A 19,439-nucleotide genomic window follows, 5' to 3' on the forward strand; every position below is an offset into this window, starting at 1 on the left:
CGGCACCTTCTCGCTCACCACCCGCGCAGGTTCGACGCATCGACTCCTCTGTCGTGGTACTCGGGTTCAAGCCGGTACGGCAGTTGCCTGGCGACGCAGCGCACAGATCCGCGTGCAACCAACCACGACGGCCAGCCCCAGCTGACCGGTGTACCAGCTCACCTGCCGCAAGTATCCACCCAGGCAGCAGTTGACTGCATAGCCCAGTGGCCGCACCAACCTGTGGCCCCGGCGCGTGTATGCATCCCGGATCACCAGCGCCACGCCCTGCAGCAGAACCGGGCCCAGCCGGCTTGCCAACAAGTATGCAAACACGTCGATACCCACCATCTCCAGCAGTGGTATGGCCGCTGCAACCTCCGGATTGGATGCGATGCAGGCAATCGCCAGCGTGGTGATGGCAATGACCGCCCTGCGGTTCAAGTTGATCGGCCACATGTCGATGGTCCTGAGCGCTCTCTGGATGTCACGCAGATCTGTGCCATTCAGGCATCTTGGCTTGCCTGTCGGTCACGATACCCGGACGCCCTAGCTGCCGCCGGATGTATTGAAGATGCGCGTCAGCACCAGTACGAGCAGGACCACAAAGCTCAACTCCCACACATAGAATGCGGCGCCCACGTGATCGATCATGACTTGCTGGCCAGCCTCGTTCTTGTCGAACCGGGTTGCGCGAAAGGTATCCAACCCGATCAGGCAAGCCGCTACCAACAGGGCCGCCGCCATCTTGTCCGCCTTGAGGAAATAACACAGCCATGCCAGCAGGAACAGCGGGTTACTCATCCAGGCCAGGCACTGGCCATCGAGCACCTGCATCCAGCCAAGCAGCAGGATGACTAATCCACCCAGTTGATCATTACCGCCATGCAGTGCAGGAAGGCACAGCGAAATGCCGTACAGCAGCGCAGATAGCAGAAGTGGAAACAGCTTCATGGGCGTCCTTGTCTGATGATGAGGCGAGTGCATGTCCCCGCGTTGGGGAGGCTCGTTCCATCTCGGCACAAGCCAACCTGCATCACTATAGACACTGCGCGTGCCGCTTTCACGACCACGCTGCAAAGCCCGCCGACGCATCTCGTGAAGCGGCGGAGGCTTCGGCCCAATGCATCGCTATGGCATGCTTGAACCCCTGCCGCACAGCGTCCGACGTCCGCCTTGCCATGGCCGCCCACAAGAAGCAGAACTTGCCGGAAAAGCTCTGTGTTCAATGCAGGCGACCCTTCTGCTGGCGCAAGAAGTGGGAAAAGGTGTGGGACGAGGTGAAGTATTGTTCGGACCAATGCCGCCGAAACAGCAAGCGGCATCGCCCGGAACAATAGTCTGCTCACGCGCAACCCATCTCTCCCGTGCCGTCGCGCGTGAGCCGAGCGGGTTCGGCCATTCTGACAGCCGGTTGCGGCTAACGTTTACCAGTTTTTTTAGCAGCACCCGATCCACTCGCCCGCTTGGCAGCGCTGCCTTTACCTGCCACTGCCATGTTGTCCACCAGATTGGGATAGGGGCGGCCTGCTGCCTTGGCGCGTTGTCTGGCCTGTGCCTTCTGCGCCGGGGACAGCGCACCTGAGCGCGAGCGACTCTTGGGGTTGGGCCTTTTCCATGGCGCAGACGTCTTGCTTGTGCCTTTCTTCGCTGCACCACGCGTGGAAGCGCTCTTCCCGGCTGCAGTTCGGCGGGCGACCGTCTTGTTTACCGCCTTCTTCGTCGATGCTGCCTTCTTTGCAGGAGATTTCCTGGCCGCAGTCTTCTTGACTGCCTTCTTGACTGCCTTCTTGCCGGTCGCCTTGCGGGCACCGGCCGAGGGCGCCGACTTGCGCGTCGCTGCGTTACCGGCGCTCGTTTTCTTGGTCGCGGCCCGTGTTGCCGACGGTTTCCTCGCTGGCGACGTTCCGGTTGCTTTCTTTGCGACCGCCTTCTTTCTCGCGGCCTTCTTCGGGGTGCGCTTGTCCGCGGCACTGGCATGGGCGGCGGCCGTCGTGGTCGCGCTTGCTCGTTTTCCTGCCGGGGTCTTCGCGCTCGCCGCCTCTTCCAGACGCTGGTACTGCCGCGCCGCCCAGCGCTGGCCGGCATCGCCGCCCCAGAGCAGCCAGGCAATGTAGCCGGCCGATGGCGCGCTACGGTCGGCCCAGCCCTTGCCAGTCTTGTCCACGCTGTGGCGCGCGAAGTACGCATGCATGCGCCTGATGGTCTGCGTGGAAAGCGATTTCCGTGCCGAAAGATCGCGCGCACGCGCAACGCCGATTGCGGTGCCACCACGCCCATGCTGCTCGCGCAACCGCAGTCCGCGTGCCGCCGCGTCGGCAACTGTCTTGGGTGGTGTTGTCGAAGACGCCTGCTTTGCCGGTTTGCGTGCCACACCTTTCTCCTGTCGTATCGCGTTGCCGTAGTGTTCGCATGCGCGGTGCTGCTGCATGTGAAGAACCGGCAACCAGGACTGCCTAGGCAGCCTGCCGGGGGACATCACGGCAACGCGCAAGCACGCGCGACCTGGCGCTGGATCAGCCTGCTTGTGCGAGTGGATCATCGCGCGCTTGTCGCTACACTGGCCTGCCCACGCCATCGGAAGAGTGCTGCATGCGCCTGTTGACGAGCTGGTTCCGCGCAAGCCTGTTTGCTGCCGCGGTCGGCACTTTCCCCGCGCTTGGTCAGGCCACCGACAAAGCGATGCCGGTGGTCACCTCGGCACAATCGAAGCAGGTGGCCTCCTGGCAGACGCTGACCCCGCACGACAAACCGCACGCGCGCCATGAGAACAGCCTGGTGTCGGTCGGCGATAGGCTCTATCTGATCGGAGGGCGCGACGACCGACCGCTGGACATCTTCGACACTACAACACGCCGCTGGTCCAAGGGCAGCACGCCGCCGCTGGCGGTCAGCCATGCGCAGGCAGTGGTGTCGTCGGGGAAGATCTACGTCGTCGGCGGCCTGACCGGCGACTACCCGGAAGAAGCCGCGCTGACCCACCTGCTGATCTACGACCCTGCCACCGATCGCTGGCAGGTCGGCGCGGAGATTCCCAAAGGCCGTCGCCGCGGCGCGGCAGGCGCGGTGGCGCACGACGGCGTGCTGTACCTGGTCGGCGGCAACACGCGCGGCCATATGAGCGGGTATGTGCCGTGGCTGGATGCGTTCGACACCAGGACGCAGCGATGGACGCAGCTGGCCGACGCACCGCGTGCGCGCGATCACTTCCATGCAGTGGTGCTCGACGGCAAGCTGTATGCCGCCGGTGGCCGCAGGTCCTCGCACGAAAGTGGCAACACCTTGGCGCAGACGATTTCCGAAGTCGATGTCTATGACATCCAGCGCGGCACCTGGAGCGTTGCCCCGGCCGCGCTGCCGACGCCGCGCGCCGGTGCCGCCGCCATTGCACGCAATGGCCAGCTGCTGGTCATGGGCGGCGAGAGCACGCGCCAGGTCAAGGCGCACGACGAGGTCGAAGCCTACGACCCGGCCACCTCCACCTGGCAGACCCTGGCTTCGCTGCCGCAAGGGCGCCACGGCACCCAGGCCGCAGCGGTCGGCGACGCGCTGTACATCGTGGCGGGCAGCGGCAACCGCGGCGGCGGGCCGGAGCTGGATGATGTGCTGGTACTGCATGAAAGCAGCGCGCAATAGGCCATGCCGACTCACGCGTACGGCATGCTGCGAGATACCTGATTGAAGATTGTGCCTCTGCAGATGAGGATCTAATCTGCTGCATCGTTGTTCAATGTGCAGCGCCAAGGAGTGGTCATTCCGAAACGTGGATCAAATCACACGCCATCAACAATGCCCGGCGTTGCCGGGCAATTTTCGCTGCCACTGGTACAGGCGGAAGGCGAGCCGGCGACATCGCCACTGCTGGCGGCTGCCGACCCGCGTTACAGCAATTACATCGTCTATGTCGATGAAAGCGGCGACCACGGCCTGGAGTCGGTAGATCCCAACTATCCGGTGTTTGTGCTGGCCTTGTGTGTCTTCCACAAAGGCCACTACGCGCAACACGTTGTTGCCGCCATTGAGTCATTCAAGTTCAGGCATTTCGGGCATGACGTGGTGATTCTCCACGAGCATGACATCCGCAAGGAAAAGGGACATTTCCGCTTCAATGATCGGTTGGAAAAGACGATTTTTCTGGACGAGCTGACGGGCATCATCGAGTCGCATAACTTCATCCTGATCAGCTGTGTCATCGACAAGACACGGCTGAAGGAAAAGGCCCAGACCGCAGACAATCCCTACCACCTGGCGCTCGCATTCTGCCTGGAAACACTTTTCGAACTGATGCAGGAAAAGAAGCAGGACAACGTTGCAACGCTCGTGGTGGTTGAATGCCGTGGCAAGAAGGAAGACCGCGATCTGGAGCTGGAATTCCGGCGGATCTGCGACGACGCAAACCGCTGGGGCCGGCAACTTCCCTTCACCATCGTCTTTGCGGACAAAAAGGCCAACTCATCTGGCTTGCAACTGGCTGACCTCGTTGCGCGGCCCATCGGGCTATCGGTACTTCGCCCGGATCATCCCAATCGCGCATTCGACGTGCTGCAGCGAAAATTCTTCTGCAAGCAGGGCCGGCGTCAATTGGGTGTCGACTATGAAGGCTGGGGCCTGAAAATTTTCCCGCCGCCAGAAAGCGAAAAGCCCCGGTGATCTCACCGAGGCTATGACGCCGACCGGGAACCCCCAGTCCACTTGGGGTGCGAGTCTAGAGTTCTGGACCGAAGAATTCAAGGTTGCCTGCTACAAAACCGGGTCTGTCAGGACATCGCATCCATCAGCTGTTGTGACGGCTAAAAGAAGAACGACTTGCAATATAGGGCGATGGGTACAGCTCCATCGCGGCCAGGGCCGCTCCTACAGAGCGGCGACTGCTGTGCTGCGGTCTGGCCGGCCAATGGGCGCTACGGCGCAAACTCCAAGCCAAGCGCCTTGACCCGCACCCGCGCCAGCATCGCGTGCGAGGTCATGTACAGCGTATGGCCGTCGTTGCCGAAGGCGCAGTTGGAGATGGGTTCGCCGGTTTCGATACGGCCCAGCCTGCGGCCGTCGGGGGCGAACACGATGACGCCACCGGGACCGGTGGCGAACAGGTGGCCGTCGGCGGAAACCGCCATGCCGTCGGGCAGGCCGGGCGAGTCCTCGGCGACCAGATCGGAGGCGTCGGCGAACACGCGCTTGCCGGTTACCGCACCGGCTGCGTCGAGCGTGTAGGCCATCCAGATCGGGCGCTCCGGATCGGAGTTGGCCACGTACAGGGTGCGCGCATCCGGCGACAGTGCGATGCCGTTGGGAAGGCTGAGACTGTCGTCCAGCAGGTGCACGCTGCCGTCGGTGTCCAGCCGGTAGACGCCGTTGTAGCGCAGTTCCTTGACCGGCGAATCGTTCATGCCCTTCAGGCCGTACGGCGGATCGGTGAAGAACACCACGCCATCGCTGCGACGGACCAGATCGTTGGGGCTGTTGAAACGGTGGCCTTCGAACTGCGTCGCCAGCGGCGTCTTCTTGCGCGTGGCCGGGTCGAGCCTGGCGACGATGCGCGTGCCGGAATCAGCCAGCAATACGGTGCCGCCCGGTTCGGCATACAGCCCGTTGGCCCCGGCCTCGCGCAGCGTGGCCTGCTCCGGGCCGCTGTAACCGGATGGCGACAGCAGGACCGACAGGCCTGCGTCCTCGGACCAGCGATAGAGCTTGTTTTCCGGCACATCGGTGAACAGCAGATAGCCACCGTTGCGGACCCAGGCCGGGCCTTCGGACCAAGTGAAGCCTTCGCTGAGCTTCTCGATGCGCGCATCGCCAGCGACCACCTCGCTGAAGCTGCGATCGAAGCTCTGCAGATGCCCGATCGCGGCAAAGCGCGGTGGCGGCACCTCCTTCCTGGTGCAGGCGGCGAGGATTGCCAGCAACGGAACGGCCAACAGCAGATAGGGCGGCAAGCGCATCGGTCAGTCCAGTAACGAAGTCGGGCCATGATGCCACCATGCGTGTGCAGGCCTGCTGCGCACGCCGGCGGTCGTGCTAGCGCCCGCTAGCGTGCGCGGGTATCGCCAACACCGCATCCAGCGACGGTTTTGGCTGGTGATTGCGATCGAACAGCAGCGGGTAATTGGTACGGCCCGGCACGGGGTAATCGTTCTTCCAGGACATGCCATCGCTCACACCCCACACGCTGACGCGTGCGAGCTTGTCGCGCTTGCGCCAGAACAGCGCGAACAACTCGGCATAGCGATCGCGCAGCTGCGCCTGCACCTGCGGTGGCAAGCCCTCGCGATACGGGTCGAGAAAGCGCTTGAATTCCGGCAGCTGGAACTGCTTGTGTGCAAGTCCGGTCCCGATGACCTGGCCTTCCCTGGTGAGTGGCAGCACGTCGATGTCCAGCTCGGTGATCATGACCTTGATGCCGAGCACGGCGTAGGCATCGATGGCGTCTTCGATATCGCGCAGGCTGGGATAGTTGAGCCCCCAATGTCCCTGCATGCCGACGCCATCGATGCGGATGCCCGATTGCTGCAGCATCCTGACCATGCGCACGATGCCATCGCGCTTGCTCGGCCGCCATGCGTTGAAATCGTTGTAGTAGAGCTCCGCATCCGGTGCATATCGCTGGGCAAAGGTGAAGGCGTTGCGCACCACGGTGTCGCCATCGCCGACGCGCTGCACCCAGTTGGTATCGCGGTAACGTCCGTCTTCGTCGATGATCTCATTGACCACGTCCCAGGCCTGCACCTTGCCGGCATAGCGACCCGCCACCAACGCAATATGCTGGCGCATGCGCTCCAGTTGCTGCGCCGGCGTATTGGGCCGGCCATCAGCGGTGGTGAAGAACCAGTCCGGCGTCTGGTTGTGCCACACCAGCGTGTGACCGACCACGAACATATGCTGCGCACGCGCGTCATCGACGAAGGCATCGGCGGCGGAAAAATCGTTGATGCCGCGACGCGGCGAGACCACTTCGGCCTTCATCACGTTCTCGGGCGTGAGCGCATTGAAGTGGCAGGCGACCAAGGCCGCGGACGCGGCGTCGTGGCCTGACACGATCTCGGCATTGACGGCCGTACCGATCAGGAAGGCATCGGCATAGACCTGCTTGAGCGTCTGCCCCGGACAGGGAGAGGTGGCAACCGCCGACGGCGCAGCGCTGGCGATCGCGCTGCCACCCACCATGCCGGCCAGCAACAAGAAGGAAAACTGCGGAGGTGCGAACATGGCGGCAGCTCGATAAGGAAGGCATGGGCAACTGACCGGGACGCAGGAACGACACTGGAGTGCAGCGTGCGTCGCGGGGGATGCGCAAGGCCATGGCACAGTCCGCCTGCGGCAAACTCCGGCGGTAATGCAGCATAGCTGCTTCCGTCTCCGAGGGCGGCGACGACCTGCGTTGGCGCGTGCATGCCGGCAAACAGTGTGCGCAATGGCGTCCAGTGGTTGCGAGTACACATTGGCGCACCTATGTTGGCCTTGCTCCAACGTCCAACGGCTGCAGGGCGACATGGCGTGTCGGCCACGACGCGGCACGGAGCGTCAGCCGTCGCGTCGATCATTGCGCGAAGATCTATGTACCTGCGGCAGTCGCATCGATCAGCGCGCCTGCGTTGTGCAGGGCGTACCGCACCCAACCAGTGCCTGCGCGATAGCAGATGCAGGCACGTTACTGAGCGATGCACAGTGGCAGCGGCCGCGACGAGTTGCGTTGCGTTGCGTTGCGTTGCGTTGCACGAAGATGATCGACGACGCGCATCGGATCGGGATCCAACCGGGCGCCGGCAAGTCCTACAACGAAAAACGCCCGGGAAGGCCAAGGCCTTCCCGGGCGTTGAGCACACCTTAGTTGTTTTGGGTGAAGCTGATGCGTGGCGACGAACCACCGGAAGCGGTGCAGCTGCCAAGGTTCAGGTTGTTCTGCTCGAACGTGGTGCCGGCGTTGCCCAGACACGTCGGGGCATTGGTCGTGCCGTCGTTGACGGCCACGTTCACGGTAACACTCGAGCCGCGATTGAACGACACCACCGGATTGACGCTGCCATTACCAAAGATATTGAACTCGGACTGCCGCCAGATCTTGTTGATGTTCAATGTGGAGGCGGGTTGGTTCACGCTATAGGCCTGGCCGTTGACCGAGAACGAGACGGTGTCCACGCCACCAGCGGTCGCCGAGCCGGTCAGCTTGATGCTACCGATGTTCTTCACCGCGACCAGCGGTGCGTCCACTGCATCGCTGTTGCGATAGCAGGCGTTCTGGTCGGGATAGGCGTTCCAGCCGGATGGGCAGCCGACCGCGTTGTATTGCGAAGTGCTACCGGCGAAGAACCAGTCCTGGATGAAGACAATCGGAGTGCGGCCATTGCTGGCGTCGCCGTCACCATCGGTGGAGTAGATGAACTGCTCCCAGGTCTGACACGTGGAGTAACCGAACTGCGAACAGGTGGTGGGATTACTGGCGGTGTCGGTATTGATCTGCAACGAATAATCGGCCACGCCGGTGGTCACGCCGCTCACGCTCGGAAACGAGCCCACCGCAGAGCGCGTGAACCTGCCGGTGCGTGCGGCGTAGTCGGTGCCGTTACCGACAGTGAAAGCACCATCGGTGTGCGCGGTGGTGGCGCGACCGTTGCCATTGATGACGGCCGGTGGCACCGACACGAGCTTGGGGGGCGCCGCGCAACGTGTCGCCTGCCAGCCATTGTTCGGGAACGCCGAGCGGAAACAACCCTCCATCGACGGCGCTTGCTGATGGATCGTTGCTTCCCAGGACGACATGGCCTTGGCGCGGCCAGCGGCGTTGAGGGCCGAGCTCTGCGTCGCGGCCCCTGCGCTGGCCACACTTCCGATGATGCAGGCAACAAGCACTGACGTTGATCCAAAATTATTCATTCCCATTCCTTATGAAGGTGGAGTAAACGATCTTCCTCGCAAGGCCAGTCCGGCCATGCGCCGCCAAGAAGTAATGTCCTGGAAAACGAAGTCGAAGATGCGGCAAAAGCGTCAATTTTGGGCTGTGTCACGCTCTTGTGTTAAGCGCGCATCCGCGAGGTGTCGATGCTGCGTTACGGCATTTCGCAATCCGGGCTGCCGATGCGCGCAGGCGACGTCTCCAGCATTGATTGTCAGGGGAGATAGCGAAATACGCGCCCGACGGCGCCATGCAACGCACGCGTGATCAAGCCGATATCCATCACGCGAACTCCATGACGGGCGGCTTTCATGGAACGATTGCTACCGCATGGCCGACTGATTTGGCCGCACCCGAGCACGCTCCCCATCTAGGCGGTGTTGTTTCTACCGCTGCCTGCAGGGTGAATTACTACAGGCGACAGCTCATGCGGAATCTCATCACTGCGCCACGATCTGCGCCTGCGCGGCGTCCAGGCTGTCCGACTCGACATGCAGCGTGATGGTGCCACGCGCGCCGGGCTTGGCACGCACGATCGCCAGGCACAGCCCGTTGAACGCGTTGCGCTGCGGCGCGGCGAAGGATTCCAGGTTGGTGGGATCGCCGTTGTCGGTGGCGACCAGCTCGCCCGGGCCTTCGATGCGGAAACGCAGGCGATCGCCGGCGGTCGGTGCAGGACGGCCGGCGCGATCGAGCAGACGCACGGTGACGAAACTCAGATCCTGCCCGTCGCCACGGATGCTGCTGCGGTCGGGCGTGACCTGCATGCGCGCGGCGCTGCCGGCGGTTTGCACGCGGTCGTCGGCCAAGGGTTTGCCTTCCTTGTACGCCTGCACGCGCAGCTCGCCGGGTTGGTAGACCACCGCGTCCCAGCGCAGCCGGTACTGCAGCGGCCCCTTGCGCTTGCGCCCCTGCGAGACGCCATTGACGAACAGCTCGGCCTCGTCGCCGGAGGTGAACACATGTACCGGCGTGATCTGGCCCTCGCGGCCGGGCCAGGTCCAGTGCGGCAGCAGATGCGCCATCGGCAGATCGGGGCGCCAACGCGATTGATACAGCCAGTAGCGGTCCTTGGGAAAACCAGCCAGATCGAAGATGCCGGAGTACGAACTGCGCGAGCTGTAGTACGGCGTGGGTTCGCCCAGATAGTCGAAGCCGGTCCAGACGAATTCGCCGGCGACATACCGATGCTGGTCCTGCGCCGCGAACACCTTGTCGGCGCTGGAGCCGAAGTCCACCGCATGCAGTTCGTAGGCGCTGACCTGGTGCGCGACCGAATCGCCGCCGCGCCCATCGCGCACCGGCGCGCTGGTGTCCGGCGTCACCGGAAACAGATACACACCGCGGCTGCTCAACGCCGAAGCGGTCTCGCTGCTGAGAATGGCCTTGTGCGGGAACCTGCCATGGAACGCCGGATATTGCGGTTGTTTGCGGATGCGCTCGGTGCCTGCGAATTCCGGTGCGTCGCGGATGCCTTCGCCCTGGTAGTTGAGGCTGATGACATCCAGCGCAGCGGGCAGCGGCATCTCGGGCGAGGCGTAGTTCATCGCCACCGTGGCAGGGCGCGTGGGGTCTTCCTCATGCACGATGGCGTGCAGTGTGCGTGCGATCGCCGCGCCCTGCTCGCCGGTGTACTGCTCACCGACTTCGTTACCGACGCTCCACAGGATCACCGAGGGATGATTGCGGTCGCGCCGCAGCATCGCGCGCAGGTCCGGCTCGTGCCACTGCGGGAACACCAGGTGGAAATCCAGCGGGGTCTTCTTCATTTCCCAACTGTCGAACACCTCGTCCACCACCAGCAGGCCCATGCGGTCGGTCAGCTCCAACAGCTCCGGTGCGGGCGGGTTGTGGCTCATGCGGATGGCATTGGCGCCCATCTGCTGCAGCAACTGCAGTTGCCGCTCGGCGGCGCGCAGGTTGAACGCCGCACCCAGCGCGCCGAGGTCGTGATGATTGTTCACGCCGCGAATCGGCACATGTTCGCCGTTGACCAGCAAGCCCTTGCCGGCATCGAACACGATGCTGCGGATACCGAACGGTGTTTCGTAGCGATCCACCACGTGCCCGTCCTGACTGACCTCCGTCACCGCAACATAGCGGTGCGGGCGCTGGGTCGGCGGCGGGCCCCACAGACGCGGGCGGTCGATCTGCGTGCTGCCCTGCACACGGGCGCTACCACCTGCGGCAACCACAACCTGCACGGCGGCAATGCGCGCGACCGGCGCGCCGCTGCGTGTGCCACGTGCATCGTCGAGTACATAGATCGCGGTGCTGACCTGCGCCTGCACCGCGCTGCGCGCGGCATTGTCCAGCGTGATCGCCAGCTGCACCTGCGCGGTGTCGGCCGAGACCTGCGGCGTGGTCAGCTGCGTGCCCCAGTGCGCGACATGCAGCGGCGCAGCTTTGGTCAGCCACACATTGCGATACAGCCCGCCGCCCGGATACCAACGCGCCGAGTCGGGCGGGTTGTCCAGGCGGATCGCCAGCTGGTTGCGCGCACCAAACACCACGTAGGGGCTCAGGTCCACGCGCCAGGAGCTGTAGCCATACGGCCAGCCGCCGACCAGCTTGCCGTTGAGCCAGACCGTGGCATAGGCCATGGCGCCATCGAGATCCAGAAACAGCGCGCGCCCGCGGTCGCTTGCGGGGATGTCCAGACTCTTGCGATACCAACCCACGCCCCAGCTTGGCAGGCGCCCCATGCCACCGTAGGGACCATCGGCCAGGAACGGCCCGGCGATGGCCCAGTCGTGCGGCAGATCCACGCGCTCCCAACCGCTGTCGTCGAACTGCGGCTGCACGAAGGCGACGCTGCTGCCGGGGTGGCCGGGCGGGCGTTTGTGCCGCTTCGCGGGATCTGCAATCAAGGCATTGGCCGTGGGCAGGATCCACGGCTTGAGCACGCGGGTTGCGGCGGCATCGAGGTGCTGCGCCTGCTCGGGCTGCGCGTCGGCCACCTTGCCGTCTTCGCTACGTAGCACGTGCGGGCGGATGTCGTAGTCCAGGATTTGCCGATTGCCTGGAGGATCGCCGCGATGGAAGCGCCACTGCGCGTTGAGCGAGACACGCTCGCGCGGCAACTGGTTCGATGCCGGTGGTGCTGCCAGCGCGGGCACTACCACGCAGATGCAAAGCATCGCGACACGCGCGAGGCGTGCGCAGTCCCTGAGAACGCGCATCACCCTCGCCTGCATGCCCGTGTGCGTCATATCGCGCCTCGCATCGACCGTGCATGCAGGCGTGTCCCATCCGCGCCACCTGCACGCGTGCAGGCATCACCACGTGCTGCCTCGCTCAGCCTCACAGCTTGTAGGCTTGCTTGGGCAGGCGATACGCCAGATCGATCGCAACCTCGACCGCCTCGTCCTCGTCCAGCCTGTGCTCGGCGACCAGCTTGGCGAGAAAGGCGCTGTCCACGCGCCGCGCCACATCGTGCCGCGCCGGAATCGACAGGAAGGCGCGGGTATCGTCGTTGAAACCCACGGTGTTGTAGAAGCCGGCGCTGGCCAGGGTCTGCTCGCGGAAGCGCCACATGCCTTCCGGCGCGTCATGGAACCACCAGGCCGGCCCCAGCAGCAGCGACGGGTAATGCCCGGCCAGTGGCGCCAGCTCGCGGCTGTAGCTGGTTTCGTCCAGGGTGAACACGATCAGGCGCAGGCGTGGGTCGTTGCCGAACCGGTCCAGCAAGGGTTTGAGCGCGTGCACGTAGTCGGTGCGCATCGGAATATCGGCGCCCTTGTCGCGCCCGAAGGTCTGGAACAGCTGCCGGTTGTGATTGCGGAAGCAGCCCGGGTGCAGCTGCATCACCAGGCCATCGTCCAGGCTCATCGCCGCCATCTCGGTCAGCACCTGCGCGCGGAACAGCTCGGCCTGCGCCGGTGTGGCGGCACCACGCACCACGGTGTCGAACAGGCGTTGCGCCTCGGCCGGCGACAGATCGGCGGTGGCTGCGCTGGGGTGGCCGTGGTCGGTCGAGGTGGCGCCATGCGCGGCAAAGAAGGCGCGGCGCTGCCGGTGCGCACGCAGATAGCCTTGCCAGCTCAGCACATCCTCGCCGGTGAGCGCGCCGAACTGTTGCAGCGCGCCGGCAAACTGCTCGTGTTCGGGGTCGACCACCGGGTCCGGGCGGTACGCGGTGAGCACGCGTCCCTTCCAGCCACTGTCGCGAATGGCCGCGTGGTGCTGCAGCGTGTCCAGCGGCGACTCGGTGGTGGCAATCACCTCGATGTCGAAGCGCTCGAACAGGGCACGCGGGCGGAATGCCGGCGTCTGCAGCGCAGCGGTGATGTGGTCGTAGTAATGATCGGCAGTGCCGGCATCCAGCCGGATGCGCAGATCGAACACGTCATGGAAGACATGATTCAACCACAACGCGGAGGGCGTACCGCGCAGCAACGTGTAGTGCTCGGCGAGCACGCGCCACGCCGCGCGCGGGTCCACCGCCGCGCGCGACCCATCCGCACGCGGAATGCCCAAGGCATCCAGTGCGATGCCCTGGCTGTAGAGCATGCGGAACACGTAGTGGTCCGGTACCAGCAGCAACTCGGTGGCATTGGCGAACGGCGCGTCGGTAGCGAACCATGCCGGATCGGTATGGCCGTGCGGGCTGATGATCGGCAGCGCGGCGATCTGCGCATACAGGCGGCGCGCGATCGCACGGGTGCCGGGGTCGGCGGGCAGCAGGCGGTCGGCGTGCAGGGTCAGCGGAATGGAGGTAGGCATCAGTCGGTCGCCGAACGGGCAGGAAAGAGGCAGGGCACCGGGATCACCGCGCCGCGCCGTGGCTGGCAACGTAATCGCGCAGCCAGGTCAGCGCCGGCCGCTCGGTGCCATCGGCGCGAATCAAATAGGCCGCCTCCTTGTCGCGCCACAGCCCGGGACGAAAACCCCACAGCGTGATGCCGCGCACGCCGGGGTGCTCCCAGAACACCGGGAACACGCGTTGGTAGGCGGCCAGCTGCTGCGCATCGGTGGGCCCGTCCAGGTCGAACTCGGTGATGTAGATCGGCAAACCGGTCGCGGCCAGTGCATCGAGATTGTCGCGGTGCACTGACATCGCCACATTCGGGGTGGTTTCGAAGGCATGCTCCTGCACGCCGATCGCATCGACCAATTGCTCGCGCTGCAGCAGCTGCACGATCTGCAGGTACTTCTGCGTGGCCTGGGGGCTGTTGGTGATGCTGTAGTCGTTGATCATCAGCCGCGCACGCGGAAAATGCTGGCGCGCCAGCCGAAACGACTGCAACACCCATTCCCAGCCGCTGGCGCCGTTGCCGCCGAGGGCCTGCAGATAATTGCCGCCGCCGGTGTCGTCCTTGCTGGGCGGGTCGTTGAGCGGCTCGTTGACCACTTCCAGCAGGTCGATATCCGGATAGCGCTGCGCCACCGCGGCAAACCACTGGTCGATCTCGCGGCGCTGCTCGGCCGGCCGCAACGACTTGATCCACTCCGGCTGCTGATTGCCCCACACCATCACGTGCATCTGGAACGGCATGCCGTTGGCCTTGGCCAGCCGGTAGGCCGTATCCAGCCCGCTCCAGTCCATCTGGCCGCGCACCGCTTCCACGCTGCCCCACTTGCCGCTGTTTTCCGGCGTGAGCTTGTTCCAGTACTGCGCAAATCCCGGCGCCTGTTGCGGACTGTAGGCGCTGCCCAGGAACTTGGGCGCGCCGGAAGCCAGCGGTGCGGCCTGCGCAAGCGTTGCGACGTTCGCCGCCAACAACAACCCGATTGCGAGTGTGCGTAATTGCATGATGATCCCCTCAGGAAGATGCGTTGGCAGCTGCGGCGGCATCTGCCGGCAGCTGCGCCGGCGCCAAGCGTGGCACCAGCATGTGCACCGCAGCCAGCGCCAGCAGATACGCCGAGCCTGCCATCAGGAACACCGGCACATAACTGCCGGTGGCCTGCAGCAGGAACCCGATGAAGGTGGCGATCAGCATGCCACCGACCGCGCCGGCAAAGCCGCCGATGCCGACCACGGTGGCGACCGCGTGGCGTGGAAACATGTCCGACGGCAGCGTGAACAAATTGGCCGACCACCCCTGGTGCGCAGCGGTGGCCAGGCCGATCAGGCCAACCGCCAGCCACAGGTTATCGGCGCGTGCGGCGAACACGATCGGCACCACCGAGATTGCGCAGATCAGCATTGCGCTCTTGCGTGCGCGGTTGACGCTCCAGCCGCGCGCGATGAAGCGCCCGGCGACCCAGCCGCCGGCAATGCTGCCGATATCGGCCAGCACGAAGATCACGATCAATGGCGCGCCCAGTTGCAACAGACTCAATCCGTATTCGGCATGCAGGAACTTGGGCAGCCAGAACAGGAAGAACCACCAGATCGGGTCGGTGATGAACTTGCCCAGCACGAATGCCCAGGCCTGCCGATGCCGCAGCACCTGCAACCACGACAGCCGCCGCTGCACCGGCTCGTGCGCATCGCTGCGGATATGCGCCAGCTCTGCCGCCGGCAGGCCGGGTTGCTGCTCGGGCGGGTGATAGCTGAGCCACCACACCAGCAGCCACGTGGCGCTGAGCACGCCGGTGAACAGGAATGCCGCCTGCCAGCCCCAGGCGGTGGCGATCAGCGGCACCAGCAACGGCGCGACGATCGCACCGATGTTGGAGCCGGAATTGAAGATGCCGGTGGCCAGTGCGCGCTCGCGACGCGGGAACCACTCGGCCACCGTCTTCAGCGCAGCGGGGAAGTTGCCGGACTCGCCCAGCCCCAGGAAGAAGCGCGCAATCGCAAAGCCCACCACGCTGGTGGCCAGCGCATGCCCCATCGCCGCCAGGCTCCAGATGCCGATCGCCAGTGCGTAACCGACGCGCGTGCCGAAGCGATCGATCACCGCACCGCTGCACAACAGGCCCAGCGCGTAGGCGGCCTGGAACGCGGTGACGATATAGCCATACTGGATCTCGTTCCAGCCGATCTGCGTCTGCAGAAACGGCGCCAGCACGCCGAGCACCTGGCGGTCGACATAGTTGATGGTGGTGGCGGCAAGCAGCAGTGCGCAGACGCGCCAACGCATGCGGCCCAGGCGCGCCAGCGTGCCGGCAGCGGCAGCCGCTTGCGGCAACTCGCTCATGTGCGCGGGCGCCATAGCGCTGCTGGACGCAGCCTGCGATGGGTAATCGCGCAACGGCCACTGCAATGCGCTGCCACGTGTCGCGCGTGGCCCGGCCTCTGGCTGCCGTGTTCTTCGGTTCGATTCATCGACCACTGCACCTGCACGAAGGTGGCCTTGCGCCACGGGTGATAGCGCTATCATTACCACGCTGTCGGGCAAAAACCATCGCGCAGTGCAGCACGCCAGTGCGCCATACGCAGCCGGCACCATTCCGATCAGCGCCACTGTCGCAGCCGCCGCAATGCCTTCCGTCGCCTATGCTGCCCTGCAGCGTGATGTTCTGAATTTGGTAGCGCTAACATCGGCCACCGCTGATCGCCCGTCTCCCCCATCGCACCATCGCCGCGCCGCTGTTCGGCAGCGGCACTCCCTGCGCAGGGGCGATGCGTGGGACATCTGCTCACCTGTTAGGGAAGGGATTACGGTGAAGAACAGCTACGCACAAACCGCGTTGTCCTGCGCGTTGGGGTCCATCCTGCTGGGCATGACCAGCACCGCCGCCTGGGCGCAGTCCAGCGACGCCGACAGCGCTTCCCCCGCACAACCGCCCGCGGCCGCCGCTGCCAGCGGCGATGCGGTGACCCAGCTCGACACCGTCACCGTCTCCGGCTACCGGCGCAGCATCCAGTTTTCCACCGACGCCAAGCGCGACTCGGTCGGCTTTGCCGACACCGTGTTTGCCGAGGACATCGGCAAGTTTCCGGACATGAACATCGCCGAGTCGCTCAACCGCATCCCCGGCGTGCAGCTCTCGCGCGACGTCAATGGCGAGGGCCTCAACATCGCCATCCGCGGCCTGGGCACCAGCTTCACCAAGACCACGCTCAACGGCGCGAGCATCGCCACCGCCTCGATCGGCCTGAACGCGCAGAACCAGAACCGCGAAGTCGATCTGAACCTGTTTCCCACCGAGTTCTTCACCCAGCTCACGGTCAGCAAGACGCCCACCGCCAGCATGCTCGAAGGCGGCGTCTCCGGCGTGGTGGACATGCGCAGCGCGCGCCCGTTCGATCGCCCCGGCGTGCACTTCACCTATCAGGCCCAGGCCGACTGGAACAGCACCAGCGAAAAGACCACCCCGCGCGGCGCCTTCATGGGCAGCTGGACCAACGAGCAAGGCACCTTCGGCGCATTGCTGGGCATGGCTTCGGTCCGCGGCAAGCTGGGCGTGCGCGGCTTCGAAAGCGTGGGCTGGACCAACCCCGGCCTCACCTACACCCAGTGCGGGCTCACCCCGCCTGCCGGCACCCCGGCCACCAATCAACCGGCCGCGTGCAACGTCAATGGCGGCGGCAACTGGCGCATCCCCGACCGCGTGCCGGCCACCGCCGGCAGCGGCCTGACCACCGGCGAGACCATCGATGCGGCCTGGCTGCTGGCGCGCAACCCGGGCCTGAGCATCGACCAGATCAGCGACGCGCTGATCCCGCGGCTGGGCCGCAGCGTGTACATGAATGGCGATCGCGACCGCGATGCCTCGGTGATGTCGCTGGAATGGCGCCCCTCCGACAGCATGCATTTCTACCTGGATACGCTGTATTCGGAAGCCAAGCGCACCACCGAACGGATCAGCATGAATCTGATCGGCCGCAACGGCAACATGATCCCGCTGGGCATGCAGCTGGACCAGAACAACGTGGTCACCAGCGCCACGTTTGCCAATGCGCAGTACTTCCTGGAAGCGCGCCCGTACCGGGAAGAGGTCAAGTTCTGGAGCGTCAATCCGGGTGCCGAGCTGTTGTTCGGCGAGAACCAGGACATCAAGCTCAACGTGCAGGCCAATGCCACGCGCAGCTGGCTGGAGCGCGAGTCGCCCAGCATCCTGGTCACCTCGCCGTTCACCACCGTCGATTACCGCAACGAAGGCGGCGACCGCCCCTCGATCAGCAGCCCGCTCGATCTCAACGACCCCAATCTGGGCTGGGGCTGGAACGGCGGCCGGGTCAATATCCAGAACGAAAAACGCGTGACCGAGACCCGGGGTGCACGCGCCGATCTGCAGTTCGGCGAAGACAAGCGCAACATCAAGATCGGCGCCGCCTACGACCAGGCCGAGCGCACCATCCGCGGCTTCGACAACAGCATCGCCTGGGAGCAGGTGGTCTGCCGCGGTGGCGGCGGCAATGTCTGCAACGGCGGCCCTGGCTCGGCAATCCCGAATGCGGCGCTGGCCGGCTATCTGCGCCCCGGCCCGGACGGCTTCATCACCGCCGATTTCAACCGCTTCCTGGGCGACACCAATTATTACGCGCTGCGCGATTCCGCACCGGAAACCAACTCCGCCAATACCGGTGCCTCGGCCGGCGGCATCCGCGAAAAAAACTGGGGTTTCTATATCGAAACCAACGCGGAAACCGAAGTGTGGAACCGCACGCTGCGCTTCAATGCCGGCGTGCGCTACGTGACCACCGACCAGACCATCACCGGCCCGGTCACCATCAACGGCATCCGCCGCGTCCAGGTGCTGGATTCGGACTACAAGGAGACCCTGCCCTCGTTCAACGCCGCCTGGGACGTGGCCGACAACGTGGTGCTGCGCCTGTCCAGCTCGCGCACGCTCACCCGCCCCGACCCCAGCGCGATGCTGCCCAACACCAACTTCAGCGACCCCTCCGCGCAGACCGCAACCCAGGGCAATCCGAACCTGGCGCCGTACCTGTCCACCAACGTGGATTTCGGTGGCGAGTGGTACACCGGCGGCGAAGGCTATGTGGGCCTGACGTTGTTCAACAAGCGCATCAGCGGCTTCACCGTCAACGGCGTGCGGCGCATTCCCTTTAACGACCTGGGCGTGCCCTACGACAGCCTGCTGCCGATCCAGCAGGCCGGCCTGGACCAGCGCGGCGGCCCGAATGCGGCCACCGTGGATGTCCAGACCCAGGTCAACGCCGACGGCGTGCTCAACATCCGCGGCACCGAGGCGATCTGGGTGCAGCCGCTGGACCGGCTGGTCGACGGCCTGGGCTTCAGCGTGAACTACACCCATGTCACCCAATCCTCCGAAGGCGAAGGCATTCCGGCAGTGGCGGTCGGCGTGGCGCCCAACCTGTGGAACGGCACCGTGTACTGGGAAAAGGACGCCGCCTCGGTGCGCCTGTCCTACACCTGGAACGACGACATGGTGATCTCCGGCGCCAACCAGAACGGCATTCCCTACGCGCGCCTCAACGCCGATGCGCGCGGGCAGCTGGATCTGTCTGCCAGCTACACGCTGGAATCGCTGCCGTCCAAGCCGCAGATCACCCTCAACGTCACCAACCTCACCGACGAGCCGCTGCGCACCACCTACGCCTGGCCCAACGCCACCTACGATCTGTACGAGCCCGGGCGCACGGTCATGCTCGGCATCCGCGGTACCTTTTGAGTGCTGTGTTTGCCGGTCGCGATCACCTCCCATCGCGACCGGCAGCCTGGCGCGCGCCGCGGCGTTTTCCGCAGCA

At 64.9% G+C, this 19,439-nt stretch carries 14 protein-coding genes; 4 read left to right on the forward strand and 10 right to left on the reverse strand.

From position 1 onward, the window contains the following. Window positions 1–66: 66 nt before the first annotated feature. Window positions 67–438: a hypothetical protein gene (locus KHN93_RS20785; RefSeq protein ID WP_104560295.1), complete on the reverse strand. Its 372-nt coding sequence runs from the start codon at window positions 436–438 to the stop codon at window positions 67–69. Between the two features lie 90 nt (window positions 439–528). Then, complete coding sequence (locus tag KHN93_RS20790; protein ID WP_104560294.1) at window positions 529–933, reverse strand: hypothetical protein; 405 nt, start codon at window positions 931–933, stop codon at window positions 529–531. 227 nt (window positions 934–1,160) lie between these two features. Between KHN93_RS20790 and KHN93_RS20795 the strand changes: the two genes are divergently transcribed. After that, complete coding sequence (locus KHN93_RS20795) at window positions 1,161–1,319, forward strand: DUF2256 domain-containing protein (RefSeq protein WP_104560419.1); 159 nt, start codon at window positions 1,161–1,163, stop codon at window positions 1,317–1,319. An 80-nt stretch (window positions 1,320–1,399) separates the two neighbouring features. On the opposite strand, the gene KHN93_RS20800 is transcribed toward KHN93_RS20795, so the two are convergent. Continuing rightward, entirely contained in the window at window positions 1,400–2,410 is a 1,011-nt protein-coding gene (locus KHN93_RS20800) for a DNA-binding protein (RefSeq protein ID WP_211921295.1), read from the reverse strand. Between the two features lie 161 nt (window positions 2,411–2,571). On the opposite strand from KHN93_RS20800, the gene KHN93_RS20805 reads away from it, so the two are divergent. Both KHN93_RS20805 and KHN93_RS20810 read left to right on the forward strand, forming a co-directional pair. After that, complete coding sequence (locus KHN93_RS20805) at window positions 2,572–3,615, forward strand: Kelch repeat-containing protein (protein ID WP_211914444.1); 1,044 nt, start codon at window positions 2,572–2,574, stop codon at window positions 3,613–3,615. 111 nt (window positions 3,616–3,726) lie between these two features. Next, window positions 3,727–4,629: a DUF3800 domain-containing protein gene (locus KHN93_RS20810; RefSeq protein ID WP_244812163.1), complete on the forward strand. Its 903-nt coding sequence runs from the start codon at window positions 3,727–3,729 to the stop codon at window positions 4,627–4,629. Window positions 4,630–4,880: 251 nt separating this feature from the next. Here the strand turns inward: KHN93_RS20810 and KHN93_RS20815 are convergent, their stop codons facing one another. The 7 genes from KHN93_RS20815 to KHN93_RS20845 all read right to left on the reverse strand — a co-directional run bounded on the left by KHN93_RS20815 (window position 4,881) and on the right by KHN93_RS20845 (window position 16,140). Further along, window positions 4,881–5,918, reverse strand: a complete 1,038-nt coding sequence (locus KHN93_RS20815; protein ID WP_104560291.1) for an SMP-30/gluconolactonase/LRE family protein — start codon at window positions 5,916–5,918, stop codon at window positions 4,881–4,883. 76 nt (window positions 5,919–5,994) lie between these two features. Beyond that, entirely contained in the window at window positions 5,995–7,182 is a 1,188-nt protein-coding gene (locus tag KHN93_RS20820; RefSeq protein WP_425600160.1) for an endo-1,4-beta-xylanase, read from the reverse strand. A 618-nt stretch (window positions 7,183–7,800) separates the two neighbouring features. Beyond that, complete coding sequence (locus KHN93_RS20825; protein ID WP_181141891.1) at window positions 7,801–8,847, reverse strand: hypothetical protein; 1,047 nt, start codon at window positions 8,845–8,847, stop codon at window positions 7,801–7,803. 459 nt (window positions 8,848–9,306) lie between these two features. After that, the gene (galB, locus tag KHN93_RS20830) at window positions 9,307–12,006 is read right to left on the reverse strand and encodes a beta-galactosidase GalB (RefSeq protein ID WP_244812164.1); all 2,700 of its coding nucleotides are present in this window, start codon (window positions 12,004–12,006) and stop codon (window positions 9,307–9,309) included. Between the two features lie 163 nt (window positions 12,007–12,169). Continuing rightward, entirely contained in the window at window positions 12,170–13,591 is a 1,422-nt protein-coding gene (gene uxaC / locus KHN93_RS20835; protein WP_211921297.1) for a glucuronate isomerase, read from the reverse strand. 43 nt (window positions 13,592–13,634) lie between these two features. Continuing rightward, window positions 13,635–14,621, reverse strand: a complete 987-nt coding sequence (locus tag KHN93_RS20840; protein WP_211921299.1) for an endo-1,4-beta-xylanase — start codon at window positions 14,619–14,621, stop codon at window positions 13,635–13,637. A gap of 10 nt (window positions 14,622–14,631) precedes the next feature. Beyond that, entirely contained in the window at window positions 14,632–16,140 is a 1,509-nt protein-coding gene (locus tag KHN93_RS20845; RefSeq protein WP_425600161.1) for an MFS transporter, read from the reverse strand. A gap of 283 nt (window positions 16,141–16,423) precedes the next feature. Between KHN93_RS20845 and KHN93_RS20850 the strand changes: the two genes are divergently transcribed. Then, complete coding sequence (locus KHN93_RS20850; RefSeq protein ID WP_211921303.1) at window positions 16,424–19,363, forward strand: TonB-dependent receptor; 2,940 nt, start codon at window positions 16,424–16,426, stop codon at window positions 19,361–19,363. Window positions 19,364–19,439 lie beyond the last annotated feature (76 nt).

The sequence above is a fragment of the Xanthomonas arboricola pv. juglandis genome, assembly GCF_905367715.1.
Taxonomy (GTDB): Bacteria; Pseudomonadota; Gammaproteobacteria; order Xanthomonadales; family Xanthomonadaceae; genus Xanthomonas; species Xanthomonas arboricola.

Coding starts and splice junctions, on each gene's coding strand:
- KHN93_RS20805 (WP_211914444.1), top strand. CDS start 2,572: ATGCGCCTGTTGACGAGCTGGTTCCGCGCAAGCCTGTTTGCTGCCGCG.
- KHN93_RS20845 (WP_425600161.1), bottom strand. CDS start 16,140: ATGATAGCGCTATCACCCGTGGCGCAAGGCCACCTTCGTGCAGGTGCA.
- KHN93_RS20800 (WP_211921295.1), bottom strand. CDS start 2,410: ATGCAGCAGCACCGCGCATGCGAACACTACGGCAACGCGATACGACAG.
- KHN93_RS20815 (WP_104560291.1), bottom strand. CDS start 5,918: ATGCGCTTGCCGCCCTATCTGCTGTTGGCCGTTCCGTTGCTGGCAATC.
- uxaC (WP_211921297.1), bottom strand. CDS start 13,591: ATGCCTACCTCCATTCCGCTGACCCTGCACGCCGACCGCCTGCTGCCC.
- KHN93_RS20840 (WP_211921299.1), bottom strand. CDS start 14,621: ATGCAATTACGCACACTCGCAATCGGGTTGTTGTTGGCGGCGAACGTC.
- KHN93_RS20795 (WP_104560419.1), top strand. CDS start 1,161: ATGGCCGCCCACAAGAAGCAGAACTTGCCGGAAAAGCTCTGTGTTCAA.
- KHN93_RS20785 (WP_104560295.1), bottom strand. CDS start 438: ATGTGGCCGATCAACTTGAACCGCAGGGCGGTCATTGCCATCACCACG.
- KHN93_RS20790 (WP_104560294.1), bottom strand. CDS start 933: ATGAAGCTGTTTCCACTTCTGCTATCTGCGCTGCTGTACGGCATTTCG.
- KHN93_RS20825 (WP_181141891.1), bottom strand. CDS start 8,847: ATGAATAATTTTGGATCAACGTCAGTGCTTGTTGCCTGCATCATCGGA.
- galB (WP_244812164.1), bottom strand. CDS start 12,006: ATGCTTTGCATCTGCGTGGTAGTGCCCGCGCTGGCAGCACCACCGGCA.
- KHN93_RS20820 (WP_425600160.1), bottom strand. CDS start 7,182: ATGTTCGCACCTCCGCAGTTTTCCTTCTTGTTGCTGGCCGGCATGGTG.